The 16,859-nt window shown below is 67.3% G+C and carries 10 protein-coding genes; 3 read left to right on the forward strand and 7 right to left on the reverse strand.

Features of this window, described 5'->3' with window-relative positions; all coding sequences use genetic code 11:
• Positions 1-3: 3 nt before the first annotated feature.
• The 3 genes from pks13 to QP140_RS04685 all read left to right on the forward strand — a co-directional run bounded on the left by pks13 (position 4) and on the right by QP140_RS04685 (position 8,483).
• Positions 4-5,022 (forward strand): polyketide synthase Pks13, encoded by a 5,019-nt coding sequence (gene pks13 / locus QP140_RS04675; RefSeq protein ID WP_284758465.1) that lies wholly within the window; start codon positions 4-6, stop codon positions 5,020-5,022.
• A 7-nt stretch (positions 5,023-5,029) separates the two neighbouring features.
• Positions 5,030-6,631 (forward strand): acyl-CoA carboxylase subunit beta, encoded by a 1,602-nt coding sequence (locus QP140_RS04680; protein WP_284758466.1) that lies wholly within the window; start codon positions 5,030-5,032, stop codon positions 6,629-6,631.
• A 124-nt stretch (positions 6,632-6,755) separates the two neighbouring features.
• Positions 6,756-8,483 carry an acyl-CoA synthetase gene (locus QP140_RS04685; RefSeq protein WP_284758467.1) on the forward strand — a complete coding sequence of 576 codons (1,728 nt, stop codon included), beginning with the start codon at positions 6,756-6,758 and terminating at the stop codon, positions 8,481-8,483.
• A gap of 113 nt (positions 8,484-8,596) precedes the next feature.
• On the opposite strand, the gene QP140_RS04690 is transcribed toward QP140_RS04685, so the two are convergent.
• The 7 genes from QP140_RS04690 to QP140_RS04720 all read right to left on the reverse strand — a co-directional run bounded on the left by QP140_RS04690 (position 8,597) and on the right by QP140_RS04720 (position 16,726).
• Entirely contained in the window at positions 8,597-9,874 is a 1,278-nt protein-coding gene (locus QP140_RS04690; protein ID WP_284758468.1) for an MFS transporter, read from the reverse strand.
• Positions 9,875-9,890: 16 nt separating this feature from the next.
• Positions 9,891-11,327, reverse strand: a complete 1,437-nt coding sequence (locus QP140_RS04695) for a DUF6114 domain-containing protein (protein WP_284758470.1) — start codon at positions 11,325-11,327, stop codon at positions 9,891-9,893.
• Complete coding sequence (locus QP140_RS04700; protein ID WP_284758472.1) at positions 11,311-11,880, reverse strand: DUF6230 family protein; 570 nt, start codon at positions 11,878-11,880, stop codon at positions 11,311-11,313. The genes QP140_RS04695 and QP140_RS04700 overlap by 17 nt, the downstream gene beginning before the upstream one ends.
• Before the next feature lie 85 nt (positions 11,881-11,965).
• Entirely contained in the window at positions 11,966-12,382 is a 417-nt protein-coding gene (locus QP140_RS04705) for a DUF3054 domain-containing protein (RefSeq protein ID WP_070758517.1), read from the reverse strand.
• Positions 12,383-12,391: 9 nt separating this feature from the next.
• Entirely contained in the window at positions 12,392-13,513 is a 1,122-nt protein-coding gene (locus QP140_RS04710; protein WP_070761761.1) for a TIGR00374 family protein, read from the reverse strand.
• On the reverse strand, positions 13,513-15,987 hold the full coding sequence (locus QP140_RS04715) for an MMPL family transporter (RefSeq protein WP_284758476.1): 2,475 nt from the start codon (positions 15,985-15,987) through the stop codon (positions 13,513-13,515). Before QP140_RS04715 ends, QP140_RS04710 begins: the two co-directional genes overlap by 1 nt.
• On the reverse strand, positions 15,980-16,726 hold the full coding sequence (locus tag QP140_RS04720; protein ID WP_442875001.1) for an NYN domain-containing protein: 747 nt from the start codon (positions 16,724-16,726) through the stop codon (positions 15,980-15,982). Before QP140_RS04720 ends, QP140_RS04715 begins: the two co-directional genes overlap by 8 nt.
• Positions 16,727-16,859 lie beyond the last annotated feature (133 nt).

Consider the following 16,859-nt stretch of genomic DNA (forward strand, 5'->3'; position numbering starts at 1 on the left):
ACCATGGCAGAAGATAACGTGGGTCGCGCTCAGCAGGACCACCCCCGGAGCGAATCCGAGCTCCGGCAGTGGCTGCGTAACTGGGTTTCGGAGACCACCGACACCCCGGAGGCGGAGATCCGCGACGATCAGCCACTGGAGGAATTCGGGCTCTCATCCCGCGACGTGGTGATCCTCTCCGGGGAGTTGCAGCGCATCACGGGCCAGTCGGTGGACGCCACCGTGGCCTATGAACACAACTCCATCGGGGCGCTCGTCGACTACCTGGGGTCCCTGGGCCAGGCGAGCGTCCCGGCGGCAGCGTCCGCGAAGAAGCGGGCCGTGGGTGGCGAGCAGGCACCGGGGGAGCGGGACATCGCCGTCGTCGGCATGGCAGGCAGCTACCCGGGAGCCCCGACCACCGGCGAGATGTGGGATCTGCTGATCGGCTACCAGGACGGCATCGGCGAGCCTCCCGAGGGCCGCTGGTCCGAGTGGGCAGATAACCCGGAGATGGTTCGCCGCATGGCGGACGCGCAGCTCACGGGCGGTTACCTGCCGGACCTGGCGTCCTTCGACGCGGAGTTCTTCGGGCTCTCCCCGCTGGAGGCCGCGAACATGGACCCGCAGCAGCGCATCCTGCTGAAGCTGACCTGGGAGGCCCTCGAGGACGCGCTGATCCCGGCGAACACGCTGCGCGGGGACAACGTGGGCGTGTTCATGGGGACCACGAACAACGATTACGCGAACCTCATCATCGCCGACCCGAAGGTCGCGCACCCCTATGCGCTGACCGGCAACTCCAGCTCCATCGTGGCCAACCGCATTTCTTATGCTTTTGACTTCCGGGGGCCGTCGGTGGCGATGGACACCGCCTGCTCCTCCTCCCTGGTGGCGATCCACCAGGCGGTCGGCTCCCTGCGCGACGGCAGCTCCGAGGTGGCAATCGCGGGCGGCGTGAATCTGCTGGCCAACCCCTTCGCCACCATTGCCTTCTCCGAAACCGGGGTGCTGTCCCCGACCGGCAAGATCCACGCCTTCTCCGAGGATGCCGACGGCATCGTGCGCTCCGACGGCGCCGGCGTGATCGTGCTCAAGCGCCTCTCCGATGCGGTGGCGGCCGGGGATAACATCCTCGGCGTCATCAAGGGCTCGGCGGTGAACTCGGACGGCCGCTCCAACGGCATCACCGCGCCGAACCCGGAGGCGCAGTCCGCCGTGCTGCGCGCCGCCTACGAGGACGCGGGGATCGACCCGACGACGGTGGACTATGTGGAAGCGCACGGCACCGGCACGATCCTCGGCGACCCGATCGAGGCTCGCGCGCTCGGCGAGGTGCTGGGCGCGGGGCGCGATGCGGATCATCCGACCCTGCTGGGGTCGGCCAAGACGAACTTCGGCCACACCGAGGCCGCGGCGGGCGTGGCCGGCGTGATGAAGGTTCTGATGGCGATGCGCGAGGGCGTGCTGCCACCGAGCCTGAATTACGTGGGCCCGAACCCGCACATCGACTTCGACGCCCAGCGCCTCGAGGTGGTCGAGGATCCGCGCGAGTGGCCGGAGTATTCCGGCCGCCCGGTCGCCGGTGTGTCCGGCTTCGGCTTCGGCGGCACGAATGCGCACGTGGTGATCGCCGCACCGACCGAGGAAGAGCTGCGCGACGCTGCCGCGCTGAACGAGGAGCGGGCCGCTGGCAATGCTGGTGCTGGCTCTGTTGTTTCCGGTTCCGGCGCCGCAGCGAACGCTGACCTGGCCCGTCCGCTGGTCGACTGGGAGTCCTGCGAGACTCCGGCCGCTTTGCTGCCGGTCTCCGGCTTCCTGCCCTCCCGCCGCCGCCTGGCGGCCGGTGACCTGCACGACTGGCTTGCTGAGCACGAGTCCGCTGACCTGCTGGATGTCGCCGGAGCACTCGCCGGCCGCAACCACGGCCGCTCCCGCGGCATCGTCCGCGCCACCACCACCGCCGAAGCCGTCGACGGGCTGGAGCGCCTCGCCGAGGGCAAGAAGGGCGCTTCCGTCTTCACCGCGGACTCCCCGGCTGCCACCGGCCCGGTGTGGGTCTACTCCGGCTTCGGCTCCCAGCACCGGAAGATGGGCAAGGAACTCGCCGGCATCTCTAGCTTCTTCGCCGAGCGCCTCGCCACGATCGACGAGATCGTGCAGCGCGAATCCGGCTGGTCGCTGGTGGAGAAGATCAACGACGACGAGCAGAACTTCGACCTGGAATCCGCCCAGGTCGCCATCACCGCCGTCCAGATCGCGCTGACCGACCTGCTGCGGGAGTTCGGGCTGCGCCCGGCCGCGATCGTCGGCCAGTCCCTGGGAGAGATCGGTGCCGCCTACGGCTCCGGCGGGCTGTCCCTGGAGGACGCCATGACCGTGGCCTGCCACCGCTCCCGCCTCATGGGCGAGGGCGAGGGCCAGCTCACCGGCGACCAGGCCGGAGCGATGGCCGTCATCGAGCTGGGCCCGGACGCGCTGGAGACCTTCCGCACCGAGCACCCGGAGTTCGCCAAGGTGGAGCCCGCGGTCTACGCCGCGCCGGGCATGACCACCGTCGGCGGCCCGCAAGCGGCCGTCGCCGCGCTCGTCGAGTACCTGGACGGTGAGGGCAAGTTCGCCCGCATGCTGGACGTCAAGGGCGCGGGGCACACCTCGATGCTCGACCCGATCCTCTCCGAGCTGCTCTATGAGATCGGCGGCATCACCGCCCGCCCGATCCACACCCCGCTGTACTCCACCGTCCACCGCGGTGAGGTCTACCAGCCGGGCGAGGCCGTGCACGACGCGGATTACTTCGTCCATTGCACCCGCCACCCGGTCTGGTTCTCGGACGCTACCGGCCAGCAGTTCAAGGACGGCTACCGCACCTTCGTGGAGCTTTCCGCCCACCCGGTCGCGCTCATGCCGATCATGAACAACGCCTTCGCCCACGACGCGGGCGACGCCAAGACCCTCTACGCGCTCAAGCGCAAGGAACCGGCCACGGAGACGCTGCTGAACCTCCTGGCGGAGCTCTACGCCGAGGGCGCCGAGCTGGACTTTGGCCGCCTGTACCCGCGCAATTTCGCACTTCAGCTGCCGGGCCAGCACTGGGTGGAACAGCCGCACTGGACCGACGCGCACCCATCCGGTGGTGGCGCGCAGGGCCTGCCGGGCAGCCGCGTGGACCTGCCGGACGGCCGGGTGGCCTTCGCGACCCAGGCGGATCGCGTTGCCTCCCTGGAGGTGCTGGCTGAGGCGCTGGCCGACGAGCTCGCGCCAGGGCACGCCGTCAGCGCAGCACAGTCCCACGGGGTGCTGCCCGCAGCCGGTGAGATCACGACCATCGCCACCCGCACCCTGGGCGGCTGGTCCCTCCAGGTTTTCGACGTCGCCGGCACCGGCCAGGTCCTCGGCGAGGCCTTCGTCAGCATGCTGGATGGGGCCGCAGGCGCTGGCGCGACAGCTGCTGCACCAGCCGCTGCGGCTGCGAACGCCACCGAGGATGCGGGGCAGAAGCTGGGCGCGGTGACACAGTCCGCGCACGCCCTGCCGGAAGTCCAGGAGGGCGAGGCCCGCTGGACCCCGGACAGTGGGGTGAGCGTGGCCCAGCGGCTGCGGGAGATCGTCTCGGAATCCATGGGCTACGACGTCGAGGACCTGCCGGGCGAGCTGCCTCTCATCGACCTGGGCCTGGACTCCCTGATGGGCATGCGCATCAAGAACCGCGTGGAGTACGAGTTCGACCTGCCGCCGCTGCAGGTTCAGCAGCTCCGCGACGGCTCCGTGGACACCGTCATCGCCATGGTCGAGGCGGAGATCGCCTCCCGCACCAGTGAATCGGGAGCTGCGGAGCAGGCGCCGGAGCAGACCGACGCTCAGCCAGCAGGTGACGCAGCGGACGACGCCGAGGGCGCTACCGACTACACCGTCAACACCGGGGGAGTCGCCCCGCGCGACGCCTCCGAACGCCTCGTCTTCGCCACCTGGGCGAAGATCAACGGCAAGGCGGCAGCCGGTGTCACCAGCCCGCTGCCGAAGATCAGCGCCGAGACCGCCCAGCAGGTCGCCGAGCGACTGAGCGAACGCTCCGGTGCTGAGGTCACCGCCGAGCAGGTCGCCGAAGCCACGGACCTCGCCGCCCTGGCGGATACCGTCCGCGCCAGCCTGGAGACCGCCGTCGAAGGCAACATCCGCGTGCTGCGCGCCCGCCCGGCTGGCTCCGAAAAGCCGAGCCTGTTCCTCTTCCACCCAGCCGGTGGCTCCTCGGTGGTCTACCAGCCGCTGACCCGCCGCCTGCCGGAAGACGTCCCCGTCTACGGCGTCGAACGCCTCGAGGGCAGCCTGAAGGACCGCGCCGCGGCCTACCTGGACGAGATCATCGCCCTGGCCGATGGCCGCCCGGTCGTGCTCGGTGGTTGGAGCTTCGGCGGGGCCCTGGCCTATGAGGTCGCGTTCCAGCTCGCCCAGCGCGCCGCGGCGGGCGAGCCTAGCGCCGAGGTACAGCGCATCGTCCTGCTGGACACCGTGCAGCCGGCCAACCCGGCGCCGGATACGAAGGAGGAGATGCACGCCCGCTGGGACCGCTACGCCGCCTTCGTCAACAAGACCTACGGCTTCGAGATGGAGGTTCCGCACGAGCTGCTGGATCTGCAGGGCGAGGACGTCATGCTCGCGATGTTCCAGGAGATGTTGCAGTCCCCGGAGGCCGCCAGCCTCGGGCTGCCCGCGGGCGTGCTGGAGCACCAGCGGGCCAGCTTCGTGGACAACCGCATCCTCGAGTCCCTGGACTTCCACGCCTGGGCGGCCGTCGATGTACCGGTCACCCTCTTCCGCGCCGAGCGGATGCACGATGGTGCAATCGAGCTGGAACCGGCTTATCGTGATATTGCGCCGGACGGCGGCTGGGGCGAGATCGTCACCGAGCTGGATGTCATCCAGCTGCAGGGCGACCACCTCGCCATCGTCGACGAGCCCGAGATCTCGAAGGTGGGCCGCGCGCTCACCGAGGTGATCAAGGACACCCCGGCCACGGACGAAGAACCACAGGATGAGGAGTAGCCCCGACGTGTCTGAAGACTCTGCTGACCAGGCCAACCCGCAGGGTGAGGATACTGCTCCAGCGGACAGCAGCGTGTCCGCAAAGCTGAAGGATCTGCAGCGCCGGCTCGAGCTGGCGCAGGACCCGGGCTCCGAGTCGGCGAAGGCCAAGCGCGACGCCGCTGGGCTCACCACCCCGCGCCAGCGCATCGACGCCCTCCTCGACGAGGGATCCTTCACCGAGATCGGTGCCCTCGGCCAGGCCCCGGGCGACCCGAGTGCCCCCTACGGCGACGGTGTGGTCACCGGCTACGGCCGCATCGGCGGCCGCCCCGTCGCGATCTATGCCCACGACAAGTCCGTTTTCGGCGGCTCCGTGGGCGAGACCTTCGGCAAGAAGGTCACCGAGGTCATGGACATGGCCACCCGCGTCGGCATCCCGGTCATCGGCATCAACGACTCCGGCGGCGCCCGCATTCAGGACGCCGTGACCTCCCTGGCCATGTACTCCGAGATCGCACGCCGCCAGGTTCCGCTCTCCGGCCAGAGCCCGCAGATCTCCATCCTCCTGGGCCCCTCCGCAGGTGGAGCGGTCTACGCCCCCGTGACGACGGACTTCCTCATCGCCGTGGACGGCCGCACCCAGATGTTCGTCACCGGCCCGGCCGTCATCGAGTCCGTGACCGGCGAGAAGGTCTCCATGGAGGAGCTGGGCGGGGCCCGCCAGCAGGCCCGCAACGGCAACATCAGCTACGTCGCCGCCACCGAGGAGGAGGCCTTCAACTACACGAAGGATCTGTTGGACTTCCTGCCCTCCTCGGCCTTCGACGAACTGCCACAGTACTGGGCGCCGAACGACTCCCTGACGGAGCGGGATAAGGAACTGAACTCCATCATTCCGGACGACCCGAACGCCGGTTACGACATGATGGACGTGCTGACCCGCATCTTCGACGACGAGAACGTCCTCGAGGTGCAGGGCGACTACGGCGCCAACGTCATCACCGCCTACGCGCGCATCGACGGGCAGACGGTCGGCGTGATCGCGAACCAGCCGATGGTGCTGGCCGGCTGCCTGGATGCTGAGGCCGCGGACAAGGCCTCCCGCTTCATCCGCATCAACAATGCCTACAACATCCCGCTCGTCTTCGTCGTGGACACCCCCGGCTACCTGCCGGGCGCGGAGCAGGAGAAGGTCGGCCTGATCCACCGTGGTGCGCACCTGGGCTTCGCCCTGGCCGACGCGACGGTGCCGAAGGTCACCGTGGTGGTGCGCAAGGCGTTCGGCGGCGGTTACGCCGTCATGGGCTCGAAGAACCTCACGGCGGATGTGAACCTCGCGTGGCCGACCGCGCAGATCGCGGTGATGGGCGCGGAGGCTGCCGTCGTCATGATGAAGGGCAAGGAACTGGCCGCGATGCCGCCGGAGAAGCGGGTGGTGGCGAAGAAGATGTTCATGGACTTCTACAACGCCAACATGACCAGCCCCTATGTATCCGCGGAGCGGGGCTACGTGGACGCGATCATCTCCCCGGAGGACACCCGCGTGCAGCTGCGTCAGGCGCTGCGCCAGCTGGCGCACAAGCGCACTCCGAGGGAAAAGAAGAAGCACACGATTCTGCCGATGTAGCCGCATCGGTGAGCGCACACAGCGTGGCGGATTCTCTCGAGTTCCGCCGCGCTCGTGTTGTTTTCGGCGTAATATCCATAGTAATTTTTGGGTCCAAACAACCGGCCAACAAGATGGGAAGTATATGACGACGCAGTCGCCGCTGAGCCAGATCAAGAAGCTCGCCAATAGCCTTAAGTACTCGGCAGAGGGCCTCGCCACCGAGGTCTCCGCCGTGGGGCGCGGGCTGATCCCGGTGCTGCGCTCCGACATCGTCGCCAAGGGAGGCGGCGTGCGTGGCCAGCTCGCCTTCCTGGAGGGCATCGCCCGCTACGGCTTCAGCACCGCCCGCCAGATGCGCTACGCGGCCTTCCACGCCCCAGATCAGCTGGCCTTCATCGACGACATGGGGCAGCGCACCTACCGTGAGATGCTGGATGACGTCCAGGCCCTGGCCCGCTCCCTGCAGCGCCGCGGCGTGAGCTCCGGTGCCCGGGTCGGCGTGATGTGCCGCAATAGCCGCGCGATCATCTACGCCATCGGCGCCAAGGGCTTCATCGGCACCAAGATCTTCCTGCTGAATATCGGCAGCTCCCCGGAACAGCTAGCTAAGTCCCTGGTGGAACACGACCTGGACCTGCTGTACATCGACGAGGAATTCGCCGAGCGCCTGCCGGAGGACCTCGGCGGCTGCGAGATCATCATCGGGCACGCCGAGGACCTCGGCAACCCGAAGGTGCGCGACGCCTCCTGGCCGACCTTCCAGCAGCTCATCGACACCGCCCCGAGCGCGGAAGCAGAGAAGCTGCCGCTGTTCCCGAAGCGCGACCACATCATCATCATGTCCTCCGGCACCTCCGGCACGCCGAAGGGCGTGGCCATCCGGGAGCCGCTGATCCCGACCCCGCTGCGCGCGCTGGTCACCCGCGTGCCGTGGCGCAAGAACATGATGCTGCAGATGTCCGCCTCCATGTTCCACTCCTGGGGCTGGGCGAACATCAACCTCATCATCGCCCACCGCGCGACCGTGGTGCTGCGCCGTATCTTCGACCCGAAGCAGGCGATGGAGGACCTGGTGAACTACCAGGTCGAGGGCATCATCACCTCGCCGATCTTCCTGAAGGAACAGCTGCGGGTCGCCGAGGAGGGGGACTACGACGTCTCCCGCGTGAAGATGATCATCTCCTCCGGCCACGCGATGACCCCGGACTTCATCCGCGCGGTCCAGGCGAAGTTCGGGCCGGTGCTGGCGAACTTCTACGGCTCCACCGAGGCCTCCTCCTGCGTGATGACCACCCCGGAGGAGCTGGCAGAGGATCCGAAGCTCGCGGGCCGCGCCGTCACCGGCGTGCGCATCAAGATTTTGGACGAGGACGGCAACGAGCTGCCCCCGGGCCAGGTCGGCCGCATCTTCTGCCGCGGCGCGATGACGATGAAGCAGTACACCAACGCCCGCGACAAGATGGTGATCGAAAAGGGCCTGCTGGAGATCGGCGACAAGGGTTATCTCACCGAGGACGGCCGCCTCTACGTCCTGGGCCGCAACGACGACATGATCATCGTCGGCGGCGAGAACGTCTACCCGAAGTCCGTCACCGAGGTGCTGGAGCCCATGCCGGGAATCCGCGACCTCTTCGTCAAGGGTGTGGAGGACGAGGACACCTTCGCACGCCTGGCTGTGTGGATTGTTCGGGAGGACGACGAGACCGGCCGGCGCCTCACGAAGAAGGCCGTTCAGGACTGGGTCCTGGGGAAGCTCGCCGAGCACTCCGTGCCCCGGGATGTCGTCTTCGTCGACGAGCTGCCGTACAACCCGACCGGCAAGGTCATGCCGCGCCAACTTCCGGATTCCCGCATTCACGGCGAGCCCTAGCTCGCGCTAGGGGCCCAGGCGCGCTGGGGGTGCACTTCCTGGGGGAGCGCGCCGGTGTGGGCCTGTGCGGGGCGGGCGTGAGGTGTGTGCGCGAGGGGCGTGCTACCCGGGGGCTAAGCCTGCTGCTTGGCCTTGCGGTGCACGAAGAGCGTGATGAGCAGGGCCAGCACATAGAGCCCGGTGAGCCAGGCGAGCAGCGCCTCCCAGCTGATGTCGAAGAACTGGCCCGAGAGCGCGCCCAGCAGGGAGGAACCCAGGTAGTAGCTCAGCACATAGGTGCTGGAGGCCTCGGCGCGGTCCTTCTTGGCCGCCGCGCTCACCCAGCCGCTGGCCACGGAGTGGCAGGCGAAGAATGCGGCGGTGAATAGCAGGGCGCCGGTGACGGTGAGCCAGACCGTCGGGATGAACATCAGCAACAAACCGGCCAGTGCCAGCACCATCGCGACGGTGAGCACCCGGCCCTGGCCGTAGGCCTGCACGGCCCGACCCGCCCGGGCGGAGGACCAGGTGCCGGAAAGATAGATGACGAAGACCGCGGCGGCCAGTGATTCTGGTAGCCCGTACTCGCCGATCAGGTGGAAGCCCAGGTAGTTGTACAGGGAGACGAAGGCGCCCATCAGCAGGAAGGGCAGCACGAACAGCCCGAGCAGCACCGGCGAGCGGAAGTGGCCCGCGAAGGCGGCGAGCTCGTGGGAGACCGTGATCTTCTTCGGTGTGAAATTCCGCGACGGCGGCAGCAGCACCAGCATCGCCAGGCCGATGAGGACGGAGACCCCACCCGAGGTCAGCACCGCGACGCGCCAGTCCGCGAATTCCAGCACCGCGCCGGGGATGAGGCGGCCGAAGAGGCCGCCGATGCTCGTGCCGGAAATATAGAAGCCCATCACCCGCGGCAGGTGTTGGGCGTCGATCTCCTCGGCGAGGTAGGTCATGATCACCGCGGGCACGCCGGCCACCGCCACGCCCTGCAGGGCGCGCATGAGCAGCAGCGAGCCGACCCCTGGCGCGATGGCCACCAGCAGGCTCAGGAAGGTGGCGGCCATGACGCTGATCTGCAGGATGCGGTAGCGCCCCAGCCGCTCGGAGAGGATGCCGACGGGGATGACGGACAGCGCGAGCGCGCCCGTCGTCGCCGAGACGGAGAGCGCGGCGACGGTGGGGCTGATGCCAAAGTCCGCGGTGATGCTCGGCAGCACCGCCTGGGTGACGTACATGGCGTTGAAGGACGCCAGACCGGCGAAAAGCGCGCCGATCAGTGCCCTCTTGTAGCCCGGATCGGTTGGTGTGAGCCCCCTAGATACGCCAGCGGCGCCGGCCGTCCCCTCCCGGGCGGCCGACGCCGTCGTTTCTGGCTCCACGTCCTCCGTTGCGTGATTCTCTGTGTGGCTCATGCCACTAATTATGCACTTAGGGGGCTAGCGACGTGCCCTTGGGTAGGTCGATGCGGTCCGAGGAGACCACGTAGGCCTCCATGGTGCCGTCCAGCATCCGCAGCTTCTCGGAGAGCGCGTCGGGCTGGCCGAGCCCCATCTTCGCGGCTTCCTTCTTGATCTCCTCCGGCGCCCAGGAGGCGTCGATGGTGATCGGGATTGTCTTTACCCCGGCGATCTCCGGGGTGATGGTCAGCTTGCTCACGATGATGTGGAAGTTGCCGCTCAGCACGCTGGTCTTGCCGGGGCCGGTGCGCTGCCAGATCGGGCCAGCGGTCTGGCCGGGCATCTCCATGGCCAGGTTCTGCAGGACGGCCTTGTCCGCGTCGATGCGCAGTGCCGGCTTCGGCCCCTGCTGGGTCTCCAGCGTGATCAGGGAGAGCTTCATGTTGCCCAGCAGCGAGGTGGAGTCGGTCGTGATTTGGAAGGTGTTCCCCGGGATTCCCCGCAGTCCCTCGATGGGGGCTGGGGGAGTGAGATCCATCTCGTATTCCTCCGGGATCTCCGGGAGCTTGGGCGCCTCTCCCAGCTTCGGGAGGTCAGGCAGCTTCGGGGGATCAGGGAGTTTTGGGGTTTCCGGCAGCTTGGGCGCGGCAGGCCGTTGCTGTGCCGGGGGCTTCGCCGCCCCCGGGGCCTTGGGCGTGCCCGGCAGATCCGGGAACTTCGGCAGCTCCAGCTGCGCCTGCGCCGGTGGCGCTCCCGCCGTGGCAGTCAGACCCGCGGCCAGTCCGGTCGCGGTGACGGCTGCGAGAACCGCAACAGCGGTGGAATTGCTGGCCCCGGAGGTCTTGCTCGACTCGGTGGTGGCCCGATCCGTCTTCTGCTGCTTCTTGGCCTCCCGCTGCGCGGCGAGTTCCTCCTTGGAGGATTCCGTCCAGGACAGTGCCAGGGCGCCGCCCACCAGGGCCAGCAGGGTGCCGAGCACGAAGCCGCCGAAGTTGGACGTCGGCAGCGCGACGATGCCCAGGATGATGCCAGCCACGCCGGTGAGGATGCGGCTGCCGCCCCCGAACCACGTCATCAGCCCGCAGGCGACCAGCAGGGCACCGATGATGAAGGTGGACACCCCGGAGATTGTCGAGACCTGGATGATGATGTTCGAGACCTCCAGTGAGAGGTACGCCGGGGTGAGGATCACGACCCCGCCCAGCAGCATCAGCAGCCCGGCGAAGAAGGGGCGGCTGCGCCGCCACTGAGTGAAAGAGGGGCGGCTGCCCCGCCCCTGGGCGAAACCGGAACGGCGCTGGGCATCCGTGGTTTCGTTTCTATCATCGCCAGCAGCGGTGTCTGTATCCGCGTCTGGAGTGGTCGACAGCTCTTGGGTATCCGCGTTCTCGGCTGCGGGGGTGCCACCGGTGCTCGTCGCGTCGGTGGCTGCCGCCTCCGCCGCCGCACCGTTAGCACTCTGCGTCATCTGGATTCACCAGTGTGATCTCGCTACCCGCCGCGGTCAGCTGATCTGCGGACAGCGAGGATGCGTGCATGGTCTGCCCATCGGAGATGAGCTTCTCGGCCGCGATACCCCACGCACCGGGAGCGGCATTCTTGTCGACCTGGCTCGCATCGATGCCGATCTGCGGCTTGACCAGGGTCATGCCACCGCTCAGATCAGGGGCGCCGATGATCATGTTCTCGGCTTCCATGTTCTGGCCCGGCACGAGCATCTGGAACTTTTTCTCCCCAATACCCGGCACCTTGATCGGTGCGGACATGCACACGTCGGACACGCGGGCCTTGGTCATCTTGATGCGGGAGACCGTCTCCTCGCCATTGGCCAGCTTGTCGGAATCGACGAAGAGGGAGAAGCCGTCCGCGTCCAGACCGCCGACGTCCATGTTGAAGATCGTGTTGGACAGCGCCAAGTTGGCGGAGATCCCGCCTTCGGCCATGGCGACGCCCATTCCCCCGGATGCCAGCAGGCCGACACCCAGAATTCCTGCGAATCGAAGTTTCCTTGTGTGTCCCATGTCACAGAATACTAGGCGCGCAAAACTAAGTTTCGTGCAAACTTCGTAAAAATTCTTCAAAAAAGTGTCAGGCGGCTGGGGAGGTTTAGCTCTTTCGCGTCCGGAGCTGGGCGATTCCGCGCCAACCGAAGAGCAGCAGCGCGGACATCACTGTGGCCACCAGGATGAAGGACCAGTGCGGGATCGCCGAGTTGCGGATACCCCAAATACCCAACCCGACGATGAGGCTGCCCAGCCACACGAATACCCCGGTGCGCAGTGCCCGGCCGGCGGCGCGGGCACCCGTGGCAAGTAGGATGCCCCAGACGATCGCCGCCCCCAGCATGAAGGGCCAGGCGGTGTCCAGCCAGCGCAGGACGCTGAAGCCCGAGCCGTCGTCGTGGGCCAGGCGCGCGAGCAGCGCGAAGATCAGCAGCGCCAGAAGATCCAGTACGGGCGCGAGAGCGCCGGAGGTTGGCGCGGTGGTGGTGGGGGCAGCAGCGTTGTGCGGGGCAGTAGACATGCCCTCAGCTTAGCCGGAGGTGGGGCCGGGGTTCTTGGGCGCTTCGGGGGAGGTCTTCGAGCCTGTACTCGGGGCGGCCTCAGCGGCTGCCTTCGAGGCGTCGGCCTCAGAACCCGGTGCCAGCTCGCGGGGGTTGGGCAGCTTCGCCACGAGGAAGGTGAACCAGCCCAAACCCACGAGGCCGACGAAGCTGAACATGCGGAAGACAATCACGGCGGCGAAGGCCTGCCCGGAGGTCAGCCCCGCAACCCCCACGAGGGTCGTGGTCAGCATGATGTCCACCGGACCCAGCCCGCCCGGGGTGATCTGCGCCTGCCCGACCAACTTGGCGGAGATGAAGCTCAGCACCACCCCGGCGATCGGCGCCTTCGCCCCCACCGCGTAGGTGCAGGCCAACAGGCAAATGATCTCCAGGATCCAGTTCAGCAGGGACCAGTTAATCGCCAGCGCGAGCTTCGGCAGCGGCAGCTCCACCGTCGCAAGCTGCTCGGAGAAGCCCGCGAGCTGCTCCACGTGCCGATCTTCCGGCTTCTTGCGCCAGCGGTTGAAAGCCCGCAGTCGGGCGATCAGCCAGTCCTCCACCTTCTTGGGGTTGCGAGCGGCCCAATTCGTTAAGGACGCCAACACCACCAACACCACAAGCGAGACAGCCAACGTGAGTGGGTTGACCTTCAGCCCGAGGAAGAAGACCGAGCCGATCCCCAGCAAAGCCATGCCCGCGCCCGCGAGCAGGCCGGAGAAGACCATGTACCAGCTGGCGATCACCGGGGTCGCACCCCACTTCAGCTGCTCCCGGAAGATCATCGCCACAGAGATGGCGGGGCCGCCGGGAAGGGATGCGGACCAGGCATTCGCGACCAGCCCCAGCACGTTGGCTGAGAGGCGCCGGACCTTGATACCCGCCGAGCGCAGCAGCACGACCATGACCTCGGCCTGTGCGAACATCGACAGCAGGACGGTCACGGCGGCGAGCAGCAGCCAGCGGTTATCGGCAGCCTTCAGCTCCTCCCACCCGTTTTCCAGGAAGCCGAAGTGGCGGTGCGCCATGAACGCGATGGCGGCGAGCACCGCCAGTGAGATGGCGATCCGGGTGAGGGGGGAACGAAAGAAAGCGGAGGTCTTGGCGAGCACTAGTCCTGGCGCCCCTCCTCGCGGCACCCCTCTTCATGGTGCCCCTCCTCACGACGTCTCAGCTCCGCCATGAGTTTCTCGAAGGGTACGGTGCGCCCACGCTGCCCGGCATCCTCAGCCTCCGGCGCAACAGTCGGCTCAGCAGCAGCCTCGTTGTCTGTGTCGACGTCGCCCTCGTCGTCTGTCTTAACGTCTGCGAGTGGCTCCGGCAGGGGCTCCCGCTGGCCGGCGTGCTCCGGGGCGGTCTCGGTGGCGGCCCCACCGGCCGGGGCAGCAGCACCCGCCGCCGCAGGCGCGCCAGCACCCACCAGGGCCGGCTCGGCGGCACCCACGGCGACCGGGGAATCGGCGAGCTGCTCGTTGTGGCCAACCTTCTCGGACAGCCGCTGTACCCAGCGGGGTGCCCACCAGTTGTCCTCGCGCAGCATGTGCATCACGGCCGGAACCAGCAACAGGCGGATCACGGTGGCGTCCAAAATCAGGGCCGTGATCATGCCGTAGGCGATGTACTTCATCATCACGATGTCCGAGAAGCCGAAGGCGCCGGCGACCACGATCATGATCAGGGCGGCGGCGGTGATGATCCCGCCGGTATTCGCCACGCCGAAGCGGATCGAACGGTCGGTGCTCTCCCCGTGGGAGCGGGCCTCCACCATGCGGGAGACCAGGAAGACCTCGTAGTCCGTGGACAGGCCGAAGAGGATCGCCACGATGAGCACCAGGATCGGGCTCATCAGCGGGCCTGGGGTGAAGTTGAACAGGTCCGCGCCCACGCCGTCGACGAACAGCAGGGTCAGCACACCCAGGGTCGCGCCGATGCCCAGCACGTTCATGATCACGGCCTTCGCCGGGATGATCAGCGAGCCGAAGACCAGCGCCATGAGCACGAAGCTGACCACCACGATGTAGAGCATCATCCACGGCAGCTTGTCGAACAGGGCCTGGATTGATTCCTGCTCCATGGCCGGGGTGCCGGCGACCAGCACCTCGGCGCCCTCGGCATTCAGGTCCTCCAGCTCCTCGACGATGCGCTTGTAGTCATCGCGGTCGGCGATGCCGGTGGACAGCACCGTCGTGTTGTCCTTCGTCGGCTGCGTGACACGGAACGGACCGGTCAGCCCCGTGATGTCGTTGGCCTCCCGGTAGACCTGGGCCACCGCCTGCTGATCGCCCTGGATGACGAGCTTGATCGGGTCGGTGCGGAAGGCCGGGAACTTCTCGTCGAAATTATTCTGCGCCACGCGGGTGGTCTCGTTCGGCGGCAGGTAGGTCTCGTTGATGCCGCCGAACTTGATGCCGGCCATCGGGGCGGTCAGGGCAAGCAGAAGCGCGACCAGCAGGAAGGTCACGGCCTTGGAGTGGCGCATCGCGAAGGCCGGGATGCGACCCCAGATGGTGTTGATCTGCTCGTCGCGGGTGCGGGTCTTGTGCTTGCGCACCGCCCATTTATCGATGTTGTGGCCCAGCATGCCGAAGATGCTCGGCAGCACCATCACGGAGAGCAGCGCAGCCAGGCCGACCGCGCTCATCGCGCCGAAGGCCACGGACTTCAGGAAGGCCTGCGGGAAGATCAGCAGGCCGGAGAGCGCGACGGCCACCATCGCCGCGGAGAAGACCACCGTCTTACCGGCCGTCGCGGTGGTATTCCGCACCGCGGTTGGGACGTCGCTGCCCTCGGCGAGCTCCTCGCGGAAGCGGGAGACCATGAACAGGCCGTAGTCGATCGCCAGGCCCAGGCCCAGCAGGGTGACGACGGAGATCGCGAAGACGTTGATCTGCGTGGTCGCCGCAAGCAGCGAGAGCACGCCCAGGGAGCCGAGGATGGACAGCACGCCCACCAGCAGCGGCATCAGCGCGGCGATCACGCCACCGAAGACGATGAGCAGCAGCACGCCGACCGCCGGCAGGGCGTAGATCTCGGCGCGGGAGATGTCCCGGGACATGCCCGAATCCAGTGCCCCGGCCACCGCGGTCTGGCCCGCGATCTCCGTCTTCAGTCCCGGCACCTCGATCTTGGCCAGGTCATCCTCGATGGCGCGCAGGTTGTTCAGGACGTCCTCGTCCTCACCCTTCATCGCCAGGGAAGCGAAGGCGGCGTCGCCCTCCGGGGTGGCCATTTGGCGTGGCCCGTTGGCCCAGTAGGAGTTGATCGTGCGGATGTTATCCGGGTACTTCTCCTCCAGGGCGGTCAGCTGCTTCGTTAGCGATTCCTTGACCTCCGGGGTGGTCACCGACTGCGGCTTGTCGCCCGTGACCAGCAGAATCACGTCGCCCGAGTCATCGCGACCGAAGATCTCCTCCTCGATCTCCTTCGCCCGGGTGGACTGCGAGCCGGGGTCGTCCCAACCCTCCTGGCTCAGCCGGTCGTCCAGCTGCGTGCCCACGGTCGCGAAGAGCGCGAGCACCGCCGCGATGATGACCAGCGGGATGACCCGGCGGAAACGGTAGGCGAAATTTCCCCAAGCGCTAAACATGGAAGTTGTTCTCCGAAGGGTTGTGGTGGTTGTTGTCCCTGCGCTCGGCAAGCGCAGTCAGCGGGCGGAAAGGCTGCAGCCAAGCGCCCTCGTCCGGCAGGTTGTCCAGGCTCACGCGCGGCAGCGGTTCGCGGAAGACCCCGGGGATATCCTCCAGGTCCACGAAACGCAGCTTCTCGTTGCCCAGCACCCAGGCGACATGCTCCCGGAAGCCGATCACGGTGACGGGGATGTCCTCGGAGAGTTCCTCCAGGGTCTCCCGGAAGTTCTGGCCATCCGCACTGGCAACGATCAGCCCGTCGAGAATGCCCTCCGAGTGACGGCGACGGATGAGGTCCAGCATGTCGGCGTCGACGTCCGAATCCTCGGTGATCTTGGGCTTGGCGAAGACCGCGAAGCCCACGTTGCGCAGGGCTTCCACCCAGGGGCGAACGACGTCAGCGCCACCGGGGGTGATGTTCGTGAAGACGGTCGCTTCGGGCTCGATCAGTTCCTCACCGCTGAGCCCGAAGTCCTCGTTGAGCTGCTCGGTTTCGTCGATAACCCAGCGGCCTACCGCGTCGAAGCGGGGACGGTGGGCGGCGGTGGGGCGAGCCCCCAGGATCGCGCCCAGCCCCATGTCGATATTCGGGGCATCCCACACCAACAGGAGGGTGGGGCGGGTCTCGGTGGCGGCACCGTAGGAGCGATGCTGCTCCCCGACGGTGGTGCCGGAACCGGAAGAAGAAGGACTAGTCATATGCGGGATAAATTGTGATGAAACGTTGTCAGCGGTGAGAAAACCACTTAAGAAAAATCTGGAATAGGGATCAATCCAAACTACCACCGGTTACCCCGCGTCCCTAGGAGCTATTTCCCAGGGAAGACTAACG

It is taken from the genome of Corynebacterium sp. UMB9976 (assembly GCF_030212265.1).
In the GTDB taxonomy this organism is placed as follows: domain Bacteria; phylum Actinomycetota; class Actinomycetes; order Mycobacteriales; family Mycobacteriaceae; genus Corynebacterium.